The sequence below is a fragment of the Bacillus sp. 05T31 genome (assembly GCF_056396725.1).
Map to the genome: position 1 here is coordinate 1 of NZ_JBFTMA010000621.1, position 3,311 is coordinate 3,311.

Annotated in this window: 4 protein-coding genes; 3 read left to right on the forward strand and 1 reads right to left on the reverse strand. The window is 35.9% G+C overall.

What is annotated here, in order from left to right:
- Positions 1-72: 72 nt before the first annotated feature.
- Positions 73-909, reverse strand: coding sequence for a DMT family transporter (locus AC1DJR_RS25355; protein WP_477003795.1), 837 nt, complete (start codon positions 907-909; stop codon positions 73-75).
- Positions 910-1,006: 97 nt separating this feature from the next.
- Here AC1DJR_RS25355 and AC1DJR_RS25360 point away from each other — a divergent pair, with 97 nt between their 5' ends.
- The 3 genes from AC1DJR_RS25360 to AC1DJR_RS25370 all read left to right on the forward strand — a co-directional run bounded on the left by AC1DJR_RS25360 (position 1,007) and on the right by AC1DJR_RS25370 (position 3,196).
- Complete coding sequence (locus AC1DJR_RS25360) at positions 1,007-1,876, forward strand: LysR family transcriptional regulator (protein ID WP_002012297.1); 870 nt, start codon at positions 1,007-1,009, stop codon at positions 1,874-1,876.
- 119 nt (positions 1,877-1,995) lie between these two features.
- Complete coding sequence (locus AC1DJR_RS25365) at positions 1,996-2,427, forward strand: Rrf2 family transcriptional regulator (protein WP_477003796.1); 432 nt, start codon at positions 1,996-1,998, stop codon at positions 2,425-2,427.
- Positions 2,428-2,545: 118 nt separating this feature from the next.
- Positions 2,546-3,196 carry a DsbA family oxidoreductase gene (locus AC1DJR_RS25370; RefSeq protein ID WP_477003797.1) on the forward strand — a complete coding sequence of 217 codons (651 nt, stop codon included), beginning with the start codon at positions 2,546-2,548 and terminating at the stop codon, positions 3,194-3,196.
- The last annotated feature ends 115 nt before the right edge of the window (positions 3,197-3,311 follow it).

Consider the following 3,311-nt stretch of genomic DNA (forward strand, 5'->3'; position numbering starts at 1 on the left):
GTTAAGTGACTGTACTCATAAAATGGTAAAAAAGAAAGAGCCTACAAGTGGTAGACTCTTTCTCATATCTATTTATTTCACTTCAACTTGCTGCCTTACAGCAAGTGCTTTCGGCTTTATATTTACAAAACAAATGCTTACGATAATAAATAAAAGTCCGATGAATAAGCTAATTGTAATGGCCTCATGTAAGAAAATTGAACTTACAATAATAGCGATCAGTGGGATAAGGAACGTATAAGCCCCAACTTTACTTGCCTCACCAGCTCCTACAAGTGTAAAGTAAGCGAGCCATCCCATTGCAATAACAAAGAAYGAGATGAATAGTAGTACACTTACAAATGGTATACTCCAAGCGATGTTAGACCAACTCTCAAATTCTGAACCAAATCCGATTAAGCAAAGTCCGCCAATAATAAGCTGAAGTGTTACCATCCAAATGGCATTAACGCGGTGTCCAGTTTTCTTAATAAATACTGTGCCGAGTGCCCAGCCGATAGCGCAACCTAAAGCAAGTAGTACACCGATAATAGAAATATGTCCAGTTAAACTACTAGAGCTAATAACCCCAACACCAATAAATCCAAGAATAAGTCCGAAAATTTTCAAGCCGTACATAGATTCTTCAAGCCAAATCCATGAGAAAATGCCGAGTAAGACCGGTTGGAGAAATACGATTGCGGAGAAGAGTCCGGCGGGCATATACTGAGTTTCCTTTAAATTTAATTGTTTGTATTTCGGTAATGCGAAAGTAAGTAAGATAAATCCTCCTATTAATGTTCTAATCCCTGCAAAGAGTACGGGTGGTGTGTAATGCAGAGCGAATTTTGATAACGGCCAATTAATTCCCCACATAATAACGAGAAATGTAAGGATTATGGCCGTCTTAGTTCGAGAAAGCTGTGTCACTGTAATCCCTCCTTGTTGTATTCCATTTCACTATGATATGATATCGACTATGATAAATAAAATGAATCTTTTTTATAAGGAGTATAAGTGATTAGTTATGACCATTACACAACTTCAAGTTTTAATTAAAACGGTTGAATTAGGGAGTTTTACGAAGGCTGCCGGGATGTTAAATATGACACAGCCAGCTGTAAGTCATGCGATTTCAAGCATTGAGTCAGAGTTAGGAGTTACCATTCTTATACGCGATAAACGAAAAGGGCTAATCGTTACGGATGTTGGAAATAGAATTCTTGTACATATTAGAGAAATCTTAAACGGCGTTGAGAAGATTGAACAAGAAGTAGCGATGGAGAAAGGGCACGAAGTTGGGACGATTCGAATTGGGAGTTTTCCGAGTGCTTCTGCACATTTCTTACCCAAAATGATAAATCTATTTAAGGAGAAGTATCCGAACTTAGAAGTCGTTCTTTGTGAAGGCACGATTAAAGAAGTTGAAGATTGGTTAGTATCGAGGGTTGTTGATATAGGAATTGTTATTTTGCCTAATAAAGATATGGAGATCGTGCCCTTAACGAAGGGGAAAATGGTTGTTGTCTTAAGAGAGGATCATCCTCTTTGTAAGAACGATTCTATTACAATAGGTGATTTAGAGAATGAACCGATCATATTATGTAAGGGTGGGTACGAACCACCCATTATCGATATGTTTAAACAAGCGAACGTACCACTTCGGGCTGAATATATAATTTCCACAGTTACAACAGCTTTAAATATGATTCAAGAAGGATTAGGAATCGCAATTTTGGCTGAGTTATCTTTAACGAGTTTACCAAAGAATATACAAACGAGAGAATTGGAACCACAAGTATGGAGAGAAATTGCTTTAGCTGTTCCTTCATTAAAGGATTCTTCAATCGCTGTGCAGCTATTTATTGAAGAATTTCAAGACTTGTTTGCAGAATAAGAAGAGGTGTCTCATATATTGTAATGGGGCACTTTTTTATTTGCTTTAAAAAATTTGTAAAAAGGATTGACTTATATTCCGGTTGTAACTATAATGATTACATCGAGGTGGTGATCACGATGAAAATTAGTAGCCGCTTTTCTATAGCTGTTCATATTTTATCTATTTTGAAAAACAATCCATCTTCAGTTTGCACTTCAGACTATATGGCCGAGAGTGTAAATACAAATCCGGTAGTCATTCGTAAAATAATGTCTTACTTGAAACAATCTGGATTTGTTTACGTAAATCGCGGACCAGGTGGCGCGGGATTATTAAAGGATTTACATGAAATCACATTGTTAGATGTGTATCATGCAGTGAATGTAGTGGAAGAAGACAAACTATTTCACATTCATGAAAAATCGAATCCAGACTGTCCAATTGGGGCGAATATTCAAGCTGTTTTAGAGGTTATTTTAGTTCAGGCGCAATCTGCGATGGAAGAAGTGTTGAGAAATATTACGATGGGGCAGTTATTTGAATCTTTACAACAAAAAATGAATGCATAATATGATAATTGCAAGTCTCTAAAAGAGAATGCATATTTTTTTCTTAAAATTGTAACTGTTTTGATTACATCTAAAAATAAAAAGAAGGTAAGGTGTAAAAGATATGACTGTAAAAGATATGACTGTAAAAATGAAAGTATACTCAGATTTTATATGCCCGTTTTGCTTTTTAGCAAAAGGCCCATTAGATGAAGTAGCGAAAGAGAAAGATGTAGAAATCGAATGGATGCCATTTGAATTGCGTCCAAGTCCATATTCTAAAATAGATCCTTGGAACGAGCCAGATAAGTTAGGTTCATGGGATTCTTTCATTCTTCCTACTGCAAAAAAATTAGGGGTTGAAATGCGTCTGCCCCGCGTTTCTCCGCATCCATATACACATTTAGCTTTTGAAGGGTGCCAATTCGCGAAAGAGCGTGGACTTGGAAATGAGTATCATCACCGCGTATTTACTGCGTTTTTCCAAGAAGAGCAAAACATTGAAGATATTGATGTATTAACGAAATTAGCGGTAGAAGTAGGGCTTCCTGAAGCWGAATTTAAAGATGCTTTAGTAAMTCGTAAATATAAAGAAMAACATCAAGAAGCRATTCAACATGCATATGATGAAGCRAATATTATGGCTGTTCCAACTGTCATGATTGGTGATGAAGTCATTCAAGGRCTTGCTAGTAAAGAAACGYTAGAAAGAGTAATTGATAAAGAAATCGAAAAGGATAAAACAAATTCATTTGAAGGTATGCAATGTAAGACGGATGGATATTGCTAATTCGTCTTGCATGAAAGACTCAAGTTGATTTGTTTAAATAAAAATAATAAAACATATATTTGGAGGAATTAAAATGTCAGCAACTACAACAAATTTAAAAGAAGCAATCGTGAAC

Coding starts and splice junctions, on each gene's coding strand:
- AC1DJR_RS25360 (WP_002012297.1), top strand. CDS start 1,007: ATGACCATTACACAACTTCAAGTTTTAATTAAAACGGTTGAATTAGGG.
- AC1DJR_RS25365 (WP_477003796.1), top strand. CDS start 1,996: ATGAAAATTAGTAGCCGCTTTTCTATAGCTGTTCATATTTTATCTATT.